The organism is Sphingobium sufflavum (assembly GCF_021403115.1).
Taxonomy (GTDB): Bacteria; Pseudomonadota; Alphaproteobacteria; order Sphingomonadales; family Sphingomonadaceae; genus Sphingobium; species Sphingobium sufflavum.
The window spans coordinates 151547-169425 of sequence record NZ_JAJSSH010000004.1; the positions used below are offsets into that span (position 1 = coordinate 151547).

General features: G+C 63.5%; 14 protein-coding genes and 3 pseudogenes. 10 read left to right on the forward strand and 7 right to left on the reverse strand.

Features of this window, described 5'->3' with window-relative positions; translation table 11 throughout:
- Window positions 1–528: 528 nt before the first annotated feature.
- Window positions 529–1182 carry a FecR family protein gene (locus tag LWE61_RS08375; RefSeq protein ID WP_234149604.1) on the reverse strand — a complete coding sequence of 218 codons (654 nt, stop codon included), beginning with the start codon at window positions 1180–1182 and terminating at the stop codon, window positions 529–531.
- 28 nt (window positions 1183–1210) lie between these two features.
- A pseudogene (locus tag LWE61_RS08380) lies at window positions 1211–1330 on the reverse strand (helix-turn-helix domain-containing protein); the annotation flags it as partial.
- Window positions 1331–1417: 87 nt separating this feature from the next.
- Between LWE61_RS08380 and LWE61_RS08385 the strand changes: the two are divergent.
- From LWE61_RS08385 to LWE61_RS08415, 7 genes and pseudogenes are all read left to right on the forward strand, one after another.
- Window positions 1418–2452, forward strand: a complete 1035-nt coding sequence (locus LWE61_RS08385) for an aldo/keto reductase (RefSeq protein WP_234149605.1) — start codon at window positions 1418–1420, stop codon at window positions 2450–2452.
- Window positions 2453–2462: 10 nt separating this feature from the next.
- Window positions 2463–3637 (forward strand): annotated as a pseudogene (locus LWE61_RS08390) (MFS transporter).
- 172 nt (window positions 3638–3809) lie between these two features.
- On the forward strand, window positions 3810–4322 hold the full coding sequence (locus LWE61_RS08395; protein WP_234149606.1) for a sigma-70 family RNA polymerase sigma factor: 513 nt from the start codon (window positions 3810–3812) through the stop codon (window positions 4320–4322).
- The gene (locus LWE61_RS08400) at window positions 4306–5199 is read left to right on the forward strand and encodes a FecR family protein (RefSeq protein WP_234149607.1); all 894 of its coding nucleotides are present in this window, start codon (window positions 4306–4308) and stop codon (window positions 5197–5199) included. Before LWE61_RS08395 ends, LWE61_RS08400 begins: the two co-directional genes overlap by 17 nt.
- A 239-nt stretch (window positions 5200–5438) precedes the next feature.
- Window positions 5439–6158, forward strand: a complete 720-nt coding sequence (locus tag LWE61_RS08405; RefSeq protein WP_234149608.1) for an STN domain-containing protein — start codon at window positions 5439–5441, stop codon at window positions 6156–6158.
- A complete protein-coding gene (locus tag LWE61_RS08410; RefSeq protein ID WP_234149609.1) occupies window positions 6149–6499 on the forward strand; it encodes a hypothetical protein in 351 nt (116 codons plus the stop codon). The genes LWE61_RS08405 and LWE61_RS08410 overlap by 10 nt, the downstream gene beginning before the upstream one ends.
- Window positions 6496–7713 (forward strand): annotated as a pseudogene (locus tag LWE61_RS08415) (TonB-dependent siderophore receptor). The gene LWE61_RS08410 and the pseudogene LWE61_RS08415 overlap by 4 nt, the downstream one beginning before the upstream one ends.
- Before the next feature lie 86 nt (window positions 7714–7799).
- On the opposite strand, the gene LWE61_RS08420 reads toward LWE61_RS08415, so the two are convergent.
- A complete protein-coding gene (locus tag LWE61_RS08420; protein ID WP_234149610.1) occupies window positions 7800–9365 on the reverse strand; it encodes a right-handed parallel beta-helix repeat-containing protein in 1566 nt (521 codons plus the stop codon).
- A 243-nt stretch (window positions 9366–9608) separates the two neighbouring features.
- Window positions 9609–9947, reverse strand: a complete 339-nt coding sequence (locus LWE61_RS08425) for a hypothetical protein (RefSeq protein WP_234149611.1) — start codon at window positions 9945–9947, stop codon at window positions 9609–9611.
- 275 nt (window positions 9948–10222) lie between these two features.
- On the opposite strand from LWE61_RS08425, the gene LWE61_RS20615 reads away from it, so the two are divergent.
- Both LWE61_RS20615 and LWE61_RS08430 read left to right on the forward strand, forming a co-directional pair.
- The gene (locus LWE61_RS20615) at window positions 10223–10345 is read left to right on the forward strand and encodes a hypothetical protein (RefSeq protein ID WP_267961650.1); all 123 of its coding nucleotides are present in this window, start codon (window positions 10223–10225) and stop codon (window positions 10343–10345) included.
- Between the two features lie 26 nt (window positions 10346–10371).
- Window positions 10372–11058, forward strand: coding sequence for a polyamine aminopropyltransferase (locus tag LWE61_RS08430; RefSeq protein WP_234149612.1), 687 nt, complete (start codon window positions 10372–10374; stop codon window positions 11056–11058).
- Window positions 11059–11290: 232 nt separating this feature from the next.
- On the opposite strand, the gene LWE61_RS08435 is transcribed toward LWE61_RS08430, so the two are convergent.
- From LWE61_RS08435 to LWE61_RS08445, 3 genes are all read right to left on the reverse strand, one after another.
- The gene (locus LWE61_RS08435) at window positions 11291–11512 is read right to left on the reverse strand and encodes a hypothetical protein (RefSeq protein ID WP_234149613.1); all 222 of its coding nucleotides are present in this window, start codon (window positions 11510–11512) and stop codon (window positions 11291–11293) included.
- A gap of 399 nt (window positions 11513–11911) precedes the next feature.
- On the reverse strand, window positions 11912–13546 hold the full coding sequence (locus tag LWE61_RS08440) for a Na+/H+ antiporter (RefSeq protein ID WP_234149614.1): 1635 nt from the start codon (window positions 13544–13546) through the stop codon (window positions 11912–11914).
- Between the two features lie 272 nt (window positions 13547–13818).
- The gene (locus LWE61_RS08445; protein ID WP_234149615.1) at window positions 13819–16182 is read right to left on the reverse strand and encodes a TonB-dependent receptor domain-containing protein; all 2364 of its coding nucleotides are present in this window, start codon (window positions 16180–16182) and stop codon (window positions 13819–13821) included.
- A gap of 751 nt (window positions 16183–16933) precedes the next feature.
- On the opposite strand from LWE61_RS08445, the gene LWE61_RS08450 reads away from it, so the two are divergent.
- Window positions 16934–17734, forward strand: a complete 801-nt coding sequence (locus LWE61_RS08450) for an undecaprenyl-diphosphate phosphatase (protein WP_234149616.1) — start codon at window positions 16934–16936, stop codon at window positions 17732–17734.
- Window positions 17735–17879: the final 145 nt, after the last annotated feature.

Genomic DNA, 17879 nt, shown 5'->3' on the forward strand with positions numbered 1-17879 from the left:
AGACGCGAGAGGCCAGAGATGAAGAGATAGCTTCCGGTGTGCCCCACCCGCCACCGTAATGCGCTCCGCACCGACCTTCAACGTCCAGTCGTGCGGCAACCTCTGCTCCAGCACCAGGAATCAGGTGTAGGTGTCGAGCCGGTCATACACCCAATGGCGCCGCTGCTGGTGAACCGGGGGAGATTGGTGCGTGTACCGTCGCTGTAGAGCACGGGTACGCCCGGCGAACCCTACGCATGATATTTCTGATAGTCTATGCCGCCGCGCAGCATCGTCATGGGCGTTACGTCGACCTCGACTATGCGATAGGCGATGGCGCGCTTGTGGCTATAATAGTCCATGAATCTGTCGTCGCGCTACGTCATGCCGACCACACGCGCCTGGATGGAACATCCTTGACCAGCGGGCCGGAATGTCGAAGGATCGCGGCGCCCGCCGGGCATTGGCACCCTGTGCATGGGCAGGCGCCGAAAGGACGGCAGCGCAGATGATGCGACATTTTCTTGTTCCCCAATGCTCTGACGTTTCTCAAACGCTCAAATGGGAATGCGTCGCATTAGTGGTGCATCCATAGGGTTTGACGATGGCGGGAGCGCGCCTCCCAACACTCCCGCGCGAATTTTTATGAAGCCGGACGCAACAGGATGACGCTGCCCAGTCGATAGACATCGAGCCGGCCGGTCCTGCGCTGATCCGCCGGTCGGCGGCGCTGTCGCCGACCGGCAGGACCGGACCCGACCGATACCACCCGATGGCGTGGATGGCGTCGCGAACGCTCGCCTTTTGCAGAAGCAACTCACCACTGCGCCACGGGGCGATGTCCGCCGCAGGCGCATTGCCTAGCCGCATGACCGATCCGCCCGGTCCATAACGCAACCACTGCGATGCATGGAGCGTCACCGGCCCGCTATCCGCCGCCGCCTGCACGCCCACCACATCCTCCGTCACGCCCACCGTCGCCTGATCGTTGCGCAGACTGACCCCGAACGCCGTGCCCACGTCCTGCGTCACACCACCCAGCGCGGACACCCGGAAAGGACGCCGGTCGCCATGCGCAACCCGTACCCACAGATCGCCGCGCAGCAGGGCGATGCATCGCTCTGCGCCGTCATAATGAATGGCGATGGCCGTCCGCGCGTCGAGCATCGCCATGCTGCCGTCCGGCAGGGCGACGGTCTTCACCGTCCCATCACTGCGATGGTCCGCACGCAGCCGATGGACTGAGGCCCAACATACGCCCCGCCGCCGAAAAACTCCTCTGCTCCACGATTGTCGCGAAGAGGCCCAGCGATCTGGCCCGGTCGGCTCCGCCTGCCAGCTTTGCGTCCATTGCAAATATCCTTCGCGTTATCGACAGGTAGTCGCGTGATGCCCTGCCCTCCATTTATGCGTCCATAGTGCAAGGGAAAGGCGAACCATGGAATATCGGCAACTCGGATCATCGGGCCTGCGCGTACCGGCTCTCAGCTTCGGCACCGGTACGTTCGGCGGCACGGGGCCATTGTTCGGTGCATGGGGGCAAAGCGACGCGGTGGAAGCGCGGCGACTGATCGACATCTGCCTGGATGCGGGCGTCACCCTGCTCGACACCGCCGATGTCTATTCGGACGGGAACGCCGAACAGATATTGGGCGAAGCGATCAGGGGGCGTCGGGACGCCGTGCTGATCTCCACCAAGACGGGCCTGCCCAGTGGCAATGGGCCACAGGACTGGGGCACATCACGCGCGCGCCTGATCCGCGCGGTGGACGCGTCGCTCCAGCGGCTTGGAACCGACCATATCGACCTGCTTCAGCTTCATGCCTTCGATGCATCGACGCCCGTTGAGGAATTAATGGGAACGCTGGATCAACTGATCGCGGCGGGCAAGATCCGCTACGCGGGCGTCTCCAACTATCCCGGCTGGCAACTGATGAAGGCGCAAGCTGTCGCCGATCGCCACGGCTGGCAGCGCCTCGTCGCGCATCAGGTCTATTATTCGCTGATCGGTCGTGCCTATGAGGCCGACCTCATGCCGCTGGGCGTCGATCAGGGTATCGGTGCTCTGGTGTGGAGTCCGCTGGGCTGGGGACGGCTCACCGGCAGGATCGGGCGCGATCGCCCGATACCGGACGGCAGCCGCCTTCACGACACCGAACAATTCGCGCCGCCCGTGGACAAGGATTATCTCTATCGCGTCATCGACGCGCTGGAGGCCGTGGCGGCGGAGACGGACAAGTCGGTGCCCCAGGTCGCGCTCAACTGGCTGCTGCGGCGTCCGACGGTTTCCTCCGTCATCATCGGCGCGCGCAACGAGGAGCAGCTACGGCAGAATCTGGGCGCGGTCGGCTGGTCGCTCACCCCCGCGCAGGTCGCCGTTCTGGATGCCGCCAGCGATGTCCTGCCGCCCTATCCCTACACGCCCTATCGCCAGCAGGAGGGTTTCGCCCGCCTGAACCCGCCACTGGTCTGAGGACAATTCCATGAAGCTCAACCCCGGTCTTCTCGCCCTCGCGGTCGGCGCCTTTGGCATCGGCGTCACCGAATTTGCGCCCATGGGCCTGCTGCCGGTGATCGCCACCGACCTGGGCGTTTCCATTCCCACGGCGGGCCTTCTCATCAGCGCCTATGCGCTGGGCGTGATGGTCGGTGCGCCGCTGATGACGCTGACCACGGGGCGCGTGCCGCGGCGTGCGCTGCTGATCGCACTGGCGGGCATCTTCACGGCGGGCAATCTGCTGGCCGCGGTGTCGGACGGCTATGCCATGCTGCTCGCCGCGCGGGTGCTGACCTCTTTCAACCATGGCGCCTTCTTCGGCGTTGGCTCCATCGTGGCGGCCAGCCTCGTGCCGCCGCAGCGTGCGGCCAGCGCGGTCGCGGCGATGTTCATGGGGCTGACCATCGCCAATGTGGTCGGCGTACCTCTGGCGACATGGGCAGGGGAGCATCTGGGCTGGCGCGCATCCTTCTGGGGCATAGCCGCGTTGGGCGTCATGACCATGGCGGCGCTCCGCCTGACCTTGCCTGCCCTCCCCGCTCCAGCCGAGGCAATGCCATGGCGGAGCTTCGCGTGCTGCGGCGCGGGCCGGTTCTCGGTGCGCTGGCCCTAACGGTCGTGGGGTCCAGCGCCATGTTCACCGTCTTTACCTATATCGTACCCATCCTGCGCGATGCGACCCATGCTTCGTTCGCGTTTGTGACGGCCATGCTCGTCACCTATGGCGTCGGTCTGACGATCGGTAACTGGCTGGGCGGCAAGTTCGCCGATCATTCGGTAGACCGCACGCTGATCGTCACGCTGGCGTCCCTGTCTGCCGTCCTGGTCGCCTTTGCCGCCCTGATGCCCCATGCCGGAATCAGCGCCGTGCTGATCTTCCTGTGGGGCGTGGCCAGCTTCGCCCTCGTCCCGCCTCTTCAGGTCCGAGTGATGACGGCCGCCGCAGATGCACCCAATCTGGCATCCGCGATGAACATCGGGGCGTTCAACCTAGGCAATGCGCTGGGAGCCGCGCTGGGCGGCTTCGTCATCGCCAAGGGTCTTGGTTATCCGATGGTGTCTCTGGCCGGAGCCGCCACATCGGCCGTCGGACTTCTCATCGTCATCACCGGCACCCTCCGGGCAACGGGTCGGGATCGACCAGCCCACTGCCCATCCTGACCGATGTCGATCCCTTGTCGACAGTGCCAGGCCGGATTCCGTCTCGGCGCTCTTCCTGCCACACAACGCCCATCACCATTGCGTGTGGCGGACAGGCCGCCTCCGTCGGCGCACCCCTGCCGTCCGTAAAGCGCTATTGCGATTCACTCTCATAAAGATTTAGCCGAATCGCATGACCGGCACGGCCTCTCTCGACCTGGATTCGATCTACCGCGCGCATGGCGGGTGGTTGCTGGCATGGCTGACTGGCCATGCCCGTTGCCGAACCCGTGCGAGCGACCTTGCACAAGAGACATTCTGCCGCCTTGCGGAACAGCCCGCCCTGCAACTGGAGGCGCACCCCCGTCGCTACCTCGCCACGGTCGCGCGGCGTCTGCTGATCGACGATGTGCGGCGGCGCAGCTCGGAACGCTGTTTCCTCGAAGCCTTCGCGCTGCACATGGGCACTGCCACGCCGCCCGCGCCGGACCGTATCGCAGAGGCAGTGCAGGAACTGGCCGCGCTGGCCGAACTGCTCGATGAACTGCCGCCCCGCGTCCGCCGCGCCTTCCTGATGAGCCGCGTGGATGGCGTCGCCTATGCGGAGATCGCGGCCGACCTCGGCGTATCGACCAGCATGGTGAAGCAATATGTCGCCCGCGCGCTCACCCATTGCTACATCGTCGCCCATGGTTGCCCTGACTGATCCGAGCCTGAACGATCCGACCCCGAATGATCAGGCCGCGCCGACCCGTGCGATGATCGAACAGGCGGCGGCATGGCGGGTGCAACTGGCGGACGCGGACTGCACGGACACCGATCGCGCCGGTTTCGAAAGCTGGATGTGCCTTGATCCGGCCCATCGCATCGCATTCGATCGCATGGGCAGGATCGAGGGGCAGGCAATGCGGCAGGACCGGATCGGACGAACCGCGCTGACCGCCATGCTGTCGCGGCGCTCGCGAACCCTGCCGCTGGCGCTGATCGTCGGCGGCACGGTCCTGCTGAGCCGGCTGGCCACCCACAATCCCTATGTCCGCTCGCGACTGGCGGACGAGCGCAGCGGTATCGGTCAGATCCGGCCCGCAACACTGGCGACGGGCGACCACATCCTGCTGGACAGCGACAGCGCGGCGGATGTGGACGGGTCGGGTCGCACCGTCCGGCTATGGCGCGGCGGCGTGATGGCGACGGTACGGCCGGGGCAGCCCCACGCCTTCATCATTCGTACCGCACAGGGGAGCGCCCGTGCGCTGGGCACGCGGTTTAGCGTCCGCATCAGCGGCGACACCACGATAGTGGAGGTGATCGAATCCCATGTCGAGGCATGCACCACGCAAAGCCATGCCGCCTGCCTCACCCTCGCCCCCGGCCAGTCGGCCTGCCTCGATGCCAGAGGCGCGCACAGGCTGCCGGACGTCGACCCTTTCACGGCGGGGGCGTGGAGTGAGGGGCTGCTGGTTGCCGACGACCGCCCGCTATCCGGCATCATCGACGAACTGAACCGCATTATCGCACCACCCCCATCCATTATGCGGCGGCGGATATTGCGGGCCTGCACCTCTCCGGCACCTTTCCCCTGAACGACACGGATCGCGCGCTGGACAGCATCGCCTCCGCCCTGCCCGTCACCGTCGAGGAACGGGCGGACGGGATCGCCCTGCGCCGTCGCCGCTGAATTTTTTTCGTGACCCGCTGTCCCTCGTGCCGCCTGATCCGTCCGTAGGATAATCAGGGAACAATTGGGGACTATGATGACCATTTTTCGGATGCGCTTCGCCAGCGCGATGCTGTGCTGCACCGCCGTTCCGCTGGCCCTGCCATGGCGCAGGCCACGCTCACGCGCGTCTTTGACCTGCCTGCGGAGCCGCTGGCCCGCGCTCTGGCCCGCTACACACGCGAAACCGGCATATTGGTCGTGGCGGATGCGACCCTGACGCGCGGACAGACCAGCACCGCCACGCGCGGCAGCTTCACCACGGCGGAGGCCTTCGCCCGGCTGCTGCTCGGCACCGGCCTGCGCGCACAGCCGGACGGTCGCTCCGGCCTCGTCATCGTGCGCGACACGCCGCGCGCGCAGACGCAGCCTGCTGCTCCAATTGCCACGGACTCGCCCGACATCCTCGTTTTCGGTCGCCTGACGCGCGACACCAGAATGACCATTCCCCAGTCCGTGGAAGTGCTGGACGCAGCGGCGATCCAGTCGACTGGCAGCGACTCGGTGGGCGACCTGCTGCGCTTCGTGCCCGGCGCGTCACGGGATGGCTCGCCGCTCGACGCTTTTGGCGACACCTTCCTGATCCGTGGTTTTCAGGCGAACCAGACCGTCAACGGCATCGCCCCCAGCAAGCTGAACCAGCCGCGCGACACGATCTCCATCGACGGGGTGGAGGTGCTGAGAGGCCCCGCCTCCGTCCTCTATGGCCAGCTACAGCCAGCGCGGTGGTCAATATCGTCACCAAGCAACCCAAACGGGAATGGGCGGGCAACGCCAGCCTCAGCTATGGCCGCTATCAGGACTGGCGCGGCACGGTGGACCTGACCGGGCCGGTGACGGCGGGCGGCGACATACGCTTCCGCCTGACCGCCGCCTATGACGATGCCGACAGCTTCCTGGACTATTGGCGTCGGCAGCATCTTTTCATCGCGCCGGTCATCGCCTTCGACGTGGGCGATGCGACGACCGTCACCGTCGAGAGCCTCTATACCCGCAACAAGCTCAGGGGCTTCTTCAACGGCCTGCCTGCGGAGGGGACTGTGCTGCCCAATCCCAACGGCCCGCTGCCCCGTTCGCTGGGCCTCACGACCCGACCTTCGCACCCTCCATCCGCGAGAATGAGGATATTTCGGCGCGCGTCGATCATCGCTTCAGCGACCGGGTGACATGGCGCACCGCCCTCTCCTGGACGCATGAACGCATCGACGAGGAAGGCGTGTTCGGCCTGCTGGGTTGGGAAGACGGTGCGAAACGCACCCTTTCCCGCGCAGCGCTGTCTTCGCAGACCACCGGCGACAACTGGACCGCGCACACCGACCTCGGCCTGTCGTTCGACACCGGGCCGATCGGGCATGAACTGGTCGTGGGTGGTGACTATACATGGTTCGACCGCCATAACAGCGGCACGGTCGGGCTGGCGGCGGGCATCGACGTCTATGCCCCGGTCTATGACCTCAGCCAGCGGCCCGCCACCTTCGCCGTGCCCAGCCTGGGCAGCACCACCTCGGAAAAGTCGCGCACCGGCGGCCTCTTCGCGCGGGACCGCATGACGCTCACCGATCAGGTCAGGCTGGTCGCAGGCGTCCGCTGGTCCCATTATCGCCAGACGACGGTCAGCGCGCGCTGCGGGGGCAGCGCCGACATCAACAGCCAGACACAAACGGCATGGACCAGCCAGTTCGGACTGCTCTACTCCCCTGTGGAGGCCGTCGCCCTGTTCGCCAACCGCACATCCGCCTTCCTGCCGGTACAGGGCACCACGGCGGCCGGATCGCCGCTGAAGCCGGAGACGGGCACCCAATATGAGGTGGGCGCAAAGGCGCAGTTGCTCGGTGGCCGCCTGTCGCTGAACGGCGCGCTGTTCCATCTCAAGCGCGGCAATGTCGCCGTTTCGGATCGCGACTCCCCCTCCGCCCTGATCCCCATCGGCGCGCAGGTCGCCAAGGGGTTCGAACTGTAGGTGGAGGCCCGGCCCCTCGACGGCCTCTCTCTCTACGCCGGTTACGCCTATACCGATGCCTCTACGACGGAGGACACCAACGCGACGCTGGTCGGCAAACGCATCCGCAACATCCCGGCGCACAGCCTAATCCTGCGCGGCGATTATGCCATCGAGCATGGCCCACTGGCGGGTCTGGGCTTCGGCGGATCGGCGACGCGCACCGGCGCGCGGGCGGGCGACATCGACGACAGTTTTGCACTGCCCGGTTATTGGCGGGTCGATGGGCAGGCCAGCTATGCGATCACAAAGACTGTGCGCGTGACCGCCAGCATCGAGAATCTGACAGACGAACGCTATTACAGCCACGCCTTCAGCCCGTTCGAGGTCTGGCCGGGCGCGCCGCTTACCTGGCGGATATCGCTGTCCACCCGCTTTTGAAGCGGGCCGGGGTGCGAGAGGCAGCGGCAAGCAACATATCCATCTCGCATCCCCTCTCGCCGACTGCGACGATGGGCTTAGTGCTCCTATCGCCGCAGTTCGAAGGGGGATGATCCGCGCGCGCGCTCCAGCTCGACCGGCCGCCCCAGTTCGCGCGCCAGCATGGCCAGCATCCAGCTGCGGTGCCTTGCCAGAAAATCGGCGAAATTGTCGGGTTTGGCGGGATCGAAAGTCGGCACCGCCCAGTCCACCACCGGCGGCTTGTAATCCGGCTTCACCACCGCGTCATCATCCTGCGGCCTGTCGATATGGAGGCCCAGATACTGGTTGTCGCTAAACTTGATCTGTTCGGCGGGCAGGAATCCCGGCGCGATCAGATAATCGGGGCCGCTGCGCCCCACTTCACGGCCATAACGAGCGGTGCCCGCGACCGCAAAGAGATTGTGGCGCAGACGCACGTCGCTCGCCCATCCCTGCCATTCGGTGGCGACCACCATCTGCACGTCCATGCCTTTGCCGACATGGATGACGTTACGCTCGACCAAGGCGTCCGTCACCGCCCCTGACAGCTGGATGATCCGCGTCCCGTCGTTGCGGCTGACATTGAAGCGCGCGACCGTGCCGCGATTGCCCAGATTATCGGTGTCGTTGCTGCGCGGCGAACAGATCAGCAGGAATCCGCCCGCATTGTCATGGCTGTAATTGTAGATGATCCGGGTGCGGCGGCTGTTGAAGTCGGAATCGAAACCCTGCCCGTCGTAGCGCCCCCGCGTAAAGGCCGCCTCGTTGAGCTGCATCAGGCTGTTGTCCGTGCTCCACTGCCATATGGCGACATTATAGCCGGGCGCGCGGCTGGCCGCGTAGCGCACGATATTATGCTCGATCAGCGCGCCGTCGGTGCCACGCGGCACGATGCCGTCGCCGCCGATATCCTCCAGATAATTGTCGCGGATGATGATCTGGCGGCTGGGAAACCATCGGGCGGTCGTGACCTGATCGCTGATCCCCGCAATGCCCGACCGATCCACGCGCCAGATGATGTTACGCTCGACCGTCAGCCCCTCGAAACGGGTGCGCAGGCGGAGGCCGAGGGCCTGGAAAACGATGCCGCCATTGTCCTTGCGATCATTGGTGCCGCGCACGTCATGGATATACATGTCGCTGATGCGGATGCCGCGCGTCACGCCGACATTCTCCGCCGAGACGAACACGCCATATCGCGGACCCGTCGGGGGGCCGTCATTGGTGACTTCCAGACCGCTGACGGAGACGAATTCGGCGTTGCGGATCAAAACAGCGTGGGGGGAGACGCCGCCCGCATCGATGCGTGGCTTGGCCCCGACGCCGGTGCGGCCGACGCTGATCGGGGCGTCGCGCCGTCCCGAACGTGACAGGACCAGCGGCTCACGCCAGACGGAGCCGGACGCCAACAGCAATTGATCCCCCGGCTGGAACGGAAAGTCACGGGCGCGGGCCAGCGTTCGCCATGCCTGCGTATCGGACAGGCCCGTGTTGCGGTCGTCGCCTGTGGTCGCATTGACATAATAGCTCGCCGCCGACGCGGCGTTGGCAGCGGTTAGGCCGATGATGGCGGCGCAGAGGAGGAAGTTCCGGCGCAGTCCGGGGCTGAACTGGGAAATAACGGATGGCATGGGGCAATGAATACTCGGCTATGATCGACCCGGTCGTCACGGCAGGAGACGCTTCAGGCCGCGCTTTGATCCGTGACGATGCCTCTGGCAAGCGCAACATGTCAGGCCGCTGAACGGGTGCAGGCCATCGTTAGCTATCCTTGGGCCGCCGCCTCTGCACCCTCCACATCCTTGCCTACGCCTTTCGGCGCACGCCGCAACAGGGTCGCGTGGCAGCCCGGATAGAGGGCAATAGCCAGCCGGTCAGCGTTGCTTCTTGGCCGTGGTCGCGGTGAAATCCGGGTCTTTGTTCGCGACCCAGTCGACAAATTTCCGCACACCGGGATGGGCCAGCAGACCCTCCACATCCATGCCGTGGCGCTGAAGTTCGGAATTGGTGAAATTGGCGACCAGCGTCTGCTGGCATATGGGGTGCATGGGCACGACATCCCGCCCGCCCCGGCTTTTGGGAACCGGATGGTGCCAGACGATGCTCTTGCCGGTGGGTCGGCCACACAGCCAGCAGGGCACGACCGCTGCGGGCGGCTCATCCTGCGGGTACAGGCTTTCATAGGAACCATGTCTGGAATGTTTGCGAGCCATGTCTCTACCTGAACTGCCGGATTGCACGGCCCGCCTATATCGACGATGCTGGCAATCCCACACATAATATGCGCCAACAGCCTTGACCGCTCTGCGTGTGTGCGGGATGCAGAAACGCGTTGACCGAAAGGCATGGGACCAACCCCCTCCACGGGTCCGGCTCCATCCAAACGCTTGCCAGCACGGTCGAAACATGACCATGACCGTACAGATCAGCGCGTGACGGACGCCGACCTGGCCAACACCGCGACTGATTTCAACCTGACAGGAAATTTATGGGCAAGCTTCGTACTGCCAACAAGCGTCATTTGCGCGCGCTCGCCTTTGCCGTGCAGGAACGCCGTCGCGCCACCGCAGCTGCCGTCACCCCTATCGAGCCGGTGGATGCGAGCCGCTGAACGCATATAATCAGCCAGCGCCTTCGGTGCCTAGGGCCACCCCCGCTCATCCCGTCACCATCGTCGATGTTGCGGATCTGCCGGGCGGCGGCCATTTGCACCTTCTCCAGTGCGGCGACGCCTTTTCGATCCAGTTCGGCGACGACGAACTGATGGGTAGCGAGGTTCGGCACTCCGAGCAGGCGCTCGCCGAACTGGCATGCTGGCGACTGGATGGCCGGGATGGCACGGTGCTCATTGGCGGGCTGGGCATGGGCTTCACGCTCGGCGCGGCGCTTGAAGTGCTGTCGCCCGACTCGACAGTGGTGGTTGCAGAGCTTGTGCCGACGGTCATCACATGGGCGCGGGGACCGCTGGCGCATATATTCGGGGACCATCTTGCCGACAGGCGTGTCTCGATCAAGGTCAGCGATGTTCATGACGTCATCAGCGGGACGGTCGATCATTTCGACGTCATCATGCTCGATGTTGACAACGGCCCTGACGGTTTCCTCCAACCCCTCAACGATCGCCTCTACTGCAATTGGGGACTACAGGCCGCCTATCGCGCCCTGCGGCCCAGAGGCGTTCTTGCCATCTGGTCGGCCTATGCGGATGCGGCCTTTGTGACGCGCCTGGAGAACGCCGGGTTCAGCGTCGAGGAAATCAGCATGCCCGCCAACAGGGATGGGGATGGCCTGCATTTCATCTGGCTCGCGTCGAAACCCGTCTGACTGTGCAAACGTCACCGAACCGATCGATGGCTAAGGAAATCGGATAGCCCAGCCCCCCTCATCGTTGCCCATGCCGAAGCCCGTCGACAGCGCATCAGCAGGGCGTCGTCAGACCTGACGACGTGAACGGCTCCGCTGGCGTCACGCACCTACGCCATCAGGATGACATACCGGCACGGCCTTCACCCCGGAACTATCCTGCTCCGGGGTTCGTCCGCCAGTCAGGCCCCACCTACCACTGGCGCGCCTGATAGAAAGCAGACCGCTTGACGGGTCCGGCGATCAAATGCGCCTTGGCCTTGAGGCGGAGGATGTCAGAACCCTCCTGCGTCCGGCAGACGATATGGACGCCGCCTTCCGGCAATGGCTCCACCACGCTGATCTCCACGCCCAGTTCGGCACATTTGGCGACAGCATCGTCTTCGGAAATCGACAGGTTCATTGCGCGGCTCATACTAGTTCTCCGGGATAGCGACGGGATGTCGCGCCATGACGACTCTATGGTTTTTTGACGCATGGTCTTGGCGTAGCGCGATAGGCGGAGGGACGAACTATTTGGTCCACCCCCTTTTTTCAGCAACCCGTGCCGCGCAGCCGAGATAATGTTTCCGAGCCATCATCGCCCCAATCGGGGACAGCGGCTTCGATACGACGTACGATAAAGCGGTCGTGGAGGGGGCGAGATATCATGGAGGCGCTGTCCTGCCGCTGGGCCGCGACGAAATCGTCGCTTTCACAAGCGGGGAGCCAGCGCTGCCGATTTGTGAGCTGGCAGTCCACGGACAGAGCGCCAATAGCTATGATATGGGCATCAGATGCCGCGGAAACAAGGCTTGGAAGGCAACCGACCAAACTAGGTCCGAAAGCGTACCTCCAGAAAATCCAGTTCGCGTATGAGCTTCTGCGCGACTTCGCTTCCTATCGAACGATTGCGAGCCATCAGGAATATCGCATCCCGTTCGGCCTTCAGCCCCGCCAGCCGCAGGTCGCGCTCCACCAGCGCATATTTGCGCGTCTCATGCGTGTCGCCGCTCTGCTGAATACGGCTGTCGATCTTCTCCCGATACAGGTCCATGATGCGGGCGCCAGCGGCGGCATAGACGTCGACATCCTTGCGTCCCTCCGCCAGTTGATGCTGCACATTCTCGATCGCGCTGATTGCGGCCTGCGCCGCTGCGACACGCGCTTCATCCTCTTCCGCCTGTCTGGATGGCTCTGCCGGCATGGTCAGCCCGCGCAGTAGCAGGGGCAGGCCAATGCTCGCCAGGACCAGCGAGACGATGATGACGCCCGCCGCCAGAAAGATCGCCAGGTCGCGCGCGGGAAAGGCAGTCCCATCCGTCATCGTCAACGGGATGGTGAGCACGCCCGCCAGCGTGATCGCCCCGCGCACACCGGCAAAGGACATTGCGGCCACCAGCCGCCAGTCGGGCCGACGATAGGGCACGTCGTCGCGCGCCCGGAACAGGGTCAGCCGGAAGGAGACCCACACCCATGCAAAGCGCAGCGCGGCCAGCGCCAGCATGATCGCCACGACATAGAGGCCAAGCCACCACGGGTTGGTGTGATTGGTCAGGCGCACCGTCTGCCTGGCGGCGGCGAGGATTCCCGGCAATTGTTCGCCCAGCAGCACGAAGATGATGCCGTTGAGCGCGAACTGGAGGGTATCCCACACCGAATTGCGACGCATGCGTGTAGCGGGCAATGCTTGCCGTGTTATCTCGGCAAATGTCATCGTCACGCCTGCGGCGACGGCGGCGAGGATGCCGGAGCAATGGAGATGCTCCGCCAATATATAGGCGGCGAACGGGATGAGGACGCTGATGAGGATCTGCGACCCTATATCCTCGCCAAACCTCTCGGATATCCATGCCTTTGCCCGCGTGACCGCTAGTGTCACGGCGACGCCGATAGCCAGCCCTCCGATGGCCAGCCATAGAAAGGTTAGGCTCGCCTCACCGACGGAGAAGCTTCCCGTCAGCGCCGCCGCAATGGCGAAGCGCAGGCACACCAGACCGGATGCGTCGTTGAGGAGAGATTCGCCTTCCAAGATATGCATCATCCGCTTGGGGATGGGCACGCGCGCTGCGATGGCGGACACCGCGATGGGGTCGGTGGGCGAGATCACCGCCGCCAGTGCGAAGCAGACTGCCAGCGGCATGGCGGGAATGAGCCAGTCGATGAAGAAGCCGACGCCCACGACCGTCAGGAGGACCAGACCCAGTGCCAGTTCGAAGACGGTGGCGACATCCTTCAGCAGTTCATCCTTGGGAATACGCCAGCCGTCCAGAAACAGAAGGGGCGGAAGGAAGAGCAGCAGAAAGAGTTCCGGGTCGAGCGCCACACGCAGATTGGAGACGAGCCCGATCAGGAAACCCAGCGCAATCTGGACCAGCGGCGTTGGCAGGCCGATAGGCAACATGCGCGAAATAGCGCCGCTGACGACAACCGCCACCAGCAATATCAGGATGATCGAGACCGTTTCCAAGCAGGCGCTCCGTGGAAGTGGGGGAGAGGGGACGCAGCGCCCGTGAGAACTCGCGCTGACCGGGATACCCATCCATCCGCACGGGGTCATCCCCAATTTGGAAGACGACCGCTTTCGGGCAACGCTATTCCTGATTGCCGGTCCGCCTGCCGGGACGCAGGAACCGGATCAGGGCTGGTCCCTTGTCCACCATGATCGAACGGTTGCGCCGATCCTGCACCCCTCCGATCTGACGACCACCCTGTCGGTCAGGCTGGAGCCATCTCCCTCGATCAAAAACGGGCGTTGACGTTGATCCAGTAATTTCGCGCCCTGTCCTTGTTGTTATAATGGTCCTGAAAACTCGCCACCCATGCTCCGTTCACCCGCGCGAAGCTGGTGTCGTAGGAGGTGAAGTCCCTGTTCAGCAGGTTGTTGACCCGGCCCCCGATAGTGAGGAAGTCCGTCACCCGATATTGCGCGCCCAGGTTCAAGATGGAATAGCCGCGGAAATACAGGAACTCACGGGTCAGCGTGTCGACGCCGCGATACCGGCGGGAGCGTGTCTCCCCCATCAACTGCGCGCTCAACCGTTCCGTCACCTTCCAGTCGATAGTCGCGTTCGCCATATGCTTGGCGGTCTGCGTCAGCGGACGCCCCTGCTCCGTACCGCTCAACTGCTTGCTGTCGGTCAGCGTATAGTTGGCGCGCAGGCCCAGTCCGCCGATGATCTGAAGCCTGCCCGCCGCCTCCAGTCCGCGAATACGCGCCTTATCGATATTGACCGGCTGCGAGATGGTTCCACCCAAGCCCAGCACATCATAATAGGGGCCGAGATTGGCGCAGGGCCGCACAAAGCCGGTGACAGCGCAGGGCGCGACCGTCTGCGACGCGACTTTGTCGCGGAAATCATTCTGGAAGACGGTGACGTTGATGCCGCTCTGCGGCGTTGGGTTCCAGTAAACGGCCAGTTCGCTGTTGACGCTGGTCTCCGGTTTCAGGAACGGGTTGCCGATCATCGGCGATGTTCCCTGCCCGCCGAAACCGCGGATGCCGTCATACAGGTCGGTGGTCTTGGGCGTCTTGAACCCGGTGCTGATGCCGCCCTTGATGGTCAGCGTCGGAGAGGCGGTGAAAACCGCATAGAGGCGCGGGCTGAACCGGCCACCGAACAGCGCATGCCGGTCGTAGCGGATGCCCGCCGTAATGGTCAGCGGGCCAAAGGGCGTCCAGTTGTCCTCCGCAAAGAGCGACCATTGCTTCTGGTCCTGCACCGCGTCCACGCCGCCTTGGCTGGCTTCCAGGCCAAAGACGCCGTCGTTCAGCTCGCCCCGAATCCACTGGCCGCCGAGGACGAAGCGATGCTCGCCCGCGAAGCCTTCGACCGGAATGGTGAAGCGGGCGTCCAGCGTATATTGCTTGCTATCGAGCGCGCGGGCCGGACGCGGCAGGAATGTCTCCGCCGCGATCGCGCGCCGCTGCGCCGCGGTCAGCCCGGCATAGGCGCCGGTGCCGTTCCACATCTGCTGGAGCAGCAGCCGTTCCGCTACGGAGAAGGGCATGGTCCGCCCCTTGTTCTTCGTATCGACATAGGCGAGCGAGACGAAGCTGGTGCCGAAACCCCAGTCGCCCTGATGCGTCACCGCCCAGTTGAGGCGGTCGAACACCTGCTCCTCGGTGTATCCAACGCGCGGCTGGACGACGCCGCCGGTCGCGCGCCAGATGCTGTCTATCCCGTCGAGCGTGCCGAGCGGATAGCTGATCGCGCCGTTCGCGTCCGTGGTGGAGCGATTATCATACACCTGCCGCGAGTAGTCGAAGTCCAGCATCAGGCTCTGGTTGGGGGTCGGCGTCCAGGTCAGCGTGCCGCCGATGCTCTTGTTGGTGTTGTCCACCGTCTTGCCGCCGCCGCCAAAGCCCAGCTCGCGGAGGTGGATGCCGCCGTCAGGATCGGTAGCGGGCGCGAATTCAGGGTTGGAGGCACGGCGCTTATAGAGAGAGCCGCGCAGGGCGACGCCGACCACGCCGGGGATGATCGGCCCGCGCAGCGCCACATCCAGCGTGGTGTCGGTGCCAAACTGGCTATCGTCCTGAATGGTCTGCCCGATCGTGGCCGAACCGGACCAGCGTTGGGACACTTTCTTGGTGATGATGTTGATGACGCCGCCCAGCGCATCCGCGCCATAGAGGGTCGATGCCGGGCCGCGGATGACCTCCATGCGGTCGATCGTGTCGAGCGGCGGGATATGATTGAACTGGTTGCCGCCAAAGCTGTTGGGATAGATATCGCCATGGTTGTTCTGGCGCTTTCCGTCGATCAAGATCAACGTATAGTCTGAACCCATACCGCGCAGACTGATCGTCCGCTGGCCCGTCTTGTCCGACGTCTCGCCGACATCTACGCCTTCCAGATCGCGCACCGCGTCGATCAGGGTCGTGTAGGGGCGCTGCTTGAGGACTTCGGCGGTGATGACACTGATGCTGGCCGGTGCGTCGGTGATCTTCTGTTCATAGCCTGCTGCGGTGACGACGATATCGCTGCCGGTGATGCTGTTCCGATCTTCCGCCGCCATGGCAAGCGAACCGGCGGTCATCGCCACGACAGCAACGCCTGCACACAGGAAAGCACGGCGCACGCCATGGCCAGAAATCATCATTGATAAAGCCCTCGATTGATAATGCTATCGATTCTCAAAATCGAGGGCGCTTTAGGTATGCGTCGTCAAAATGGTCAATGCTTGGCGTTCAATCGAGCGATTCAGACATAATTTATAACGAAATTATGTCTGAATTTTTCTATTATTATACCAGATTGTGTCTATTTTGTTATTTTCATGTCTTTATTTTCATTTTGCTTTATCGATTGAAGATATTTGATTGCAGAACTCACACCTTTCCGCAGTTATAACACGGACCCCGCACGGCAAATCCACACTATGAGGGGTGCCATCCACACCAGCCTGCCTTTCAGGCACAGCCAACAAGCAACGGCCGCTCGCGCATGTCACCACTCCTGCTCCGCCTCCATCAGCCCGGAATCAGGTAACTGCCCCTATCGGGACACAAAGGAGAAGGACGGACGATCCTTTCGTCCGACCCCATCCCGATTATTTTTCCGTCAGCGTAGCTGCTACAATCGCCGAGCAGCCTCGAATGCGCGTGCCGGAAAAGATGAAACCCAAAAGCAGATAGCGGTGAGCATCAATCCAGTGATCGAGAAAGCCACCTTACTTTTGCCTCTCAATGTCATGGGCTTGGAGCCGCCATACCACCTAAAAATGCGCGCCCGACAATTGCATCTATTGCCCCATGGCCCTGTCCTGCTCCATGGTTCAGCCCTCCTGATATTGTAACCATCTTCAGGTCCCTTTCCAGCCTACGCTTGTCGCGCAAGGATGAATCATCACTATGGATCAGTCACTTACTGCTGTCATTCTGGGTATCGTCGAGGGATTGACCGAGTTCTTGCCCGTCTCCTCGACCGGTCACCTCATCCTCGCTACGGAACTACTCGGCTTTGATCCTGCGCGATGGGCAGTGTTCAACATCGCGATTCAGCCAGGCGCGATCCTGGCCATCGTCGTTCTCTATTGGAGGCTGTTCCTGGCGGTGCTGACCGGACTGGTCCGGCTCGACCCCACCGCGCTGCGTTTTGTCCGCAACCTGCTGCTCGCCTTCATCCCGGCGGTCGTGCTTGGCCTAGCCTTTGCCGATCAGATCGACGCGCTGCTGGAAAATGCGGTGGTGGTCGCCTGGTCCCTGATCATCGGCGGCGTCGCCATTCTGCTGGTCGAGCGGTTCGCCGTCACACAGCCCACGGACGGCGTTGCAGGCGTCAGCGCACGCACATCCGGCCTTGTCGGCCTGGTCCAGTGCCTGGCGATGATCCCCGGCGTCAGCCGGTCCGGCGCGACCATCCTGGGCGCGATGAGTTTCGGCGTGGATCGCAAAACGGCGGCGGAATTCAGCTTCTTCCTCGCCATTCCGACACTGGTCGGCGCAACCGTGCTGCAACTGTTCAAGCATCGTGCCGATATATCCCCCAATGATTATGGGCTGATCGGCATCGGCTTTGTCGTCAGTTTCGTGGTCGCACTAGCCGTCATCAAAGCGTTTCTGAAGATCGTCACCAAGCATGGCTTTGCGCCCTTTGCCTGGTATCGCATCGTCGCAGGCGCAAGTGCCCTGATCTGGCTGTCGATGAAATAGGGACGAAACGGAACTATTGATGGCAACATCGGTCGCACCGACCGCAATTTACCGATATCGGCAAAGTTTTTAGGTCATCAAAACTTACCATATTGTCGGAAAGCGCGTGACGAATCGCGTTTCCGGCCTGATATTCCGTGCATTC

What these genes read in the sequence shown, in the direction of transcription:
- LWE61_RS08420 (WP_234149610.1), bottom strand. Translation starts at nt 9,365, where the DNA reads ATGCCATCCGTTATTTCCCAGTTCAGCCCCGGACTGCGCCGGAACTTC.
- LWE61_RS08385 (WP_234149605.1), top strand. Translation starts at nt 1,418, where the DNA reads ATGGAATATCGGCAACTCGGATCATCGGGCCTGCGCGTACCGGCTCTC.
- LWE61_RS08395 (WP_234149606.1), top strand. Translation starts at nt 3,810, where the DNA reads ATGACCGGCACGGCCTCTCTCGACCTGGATTCGATCTACCGCGCGCAT.
- LWE61_RS20615 (WP_267961650.1), top strand. Translation starts at nt 10,223, where the DNA reads ATGGGCAAGCTTCGTACTGCCAACAAGCGTCATTTGCGCGCGCTCGCC.
- LWE61_RS08400 (WP_234149607.1), top strand. Translation starts at nt 4,306, where the DNA reads ATGGTTGCCCTGACTGATCCGAGCCTGAACGATCCGACCCCGAATGAT.
- LWE61_RS08435 (WP_234149613.1), bottom strand. Translation starts at nt 11,512, where the DNA reads ATGAGCCGCGCAATGAACCTGTCGATTTCCGAAGACGATGCTGTCGCC.
- LWE61_RS08405 (WP_234149608.1), top strand. Translation starts at nt 5,439, where the DNA reads ATGGCGCAGGCCACGCTCACGCGCGTCTTTGACCTGCCTGCGGAGCCG.
- LWE61_RS08425 (WP_234149611.1), bottom strand. Translation starts at nt 9,947, where the DNA reads ATGGCTCGCAAACATTCCAGACATGGTTCCTATGAAAGCCTGTACCCG.
- LWE61_RS08445 (WP_234149615.1), bottom strand. Translation starts at nt 16,182, where the DNA reads ATGATGATTTCTGGCCATGGCGTGCGCCGTGCTTTCCTGTGTGCAGGC.
- LWE61_RS08450 (WP_234149616.1), top strand. Translation starts at nt 16,934, where the DNA reads ATGGATCAGTCACTTACTGCTGTCATTCTGGGTATCGTCGAGGGATTG.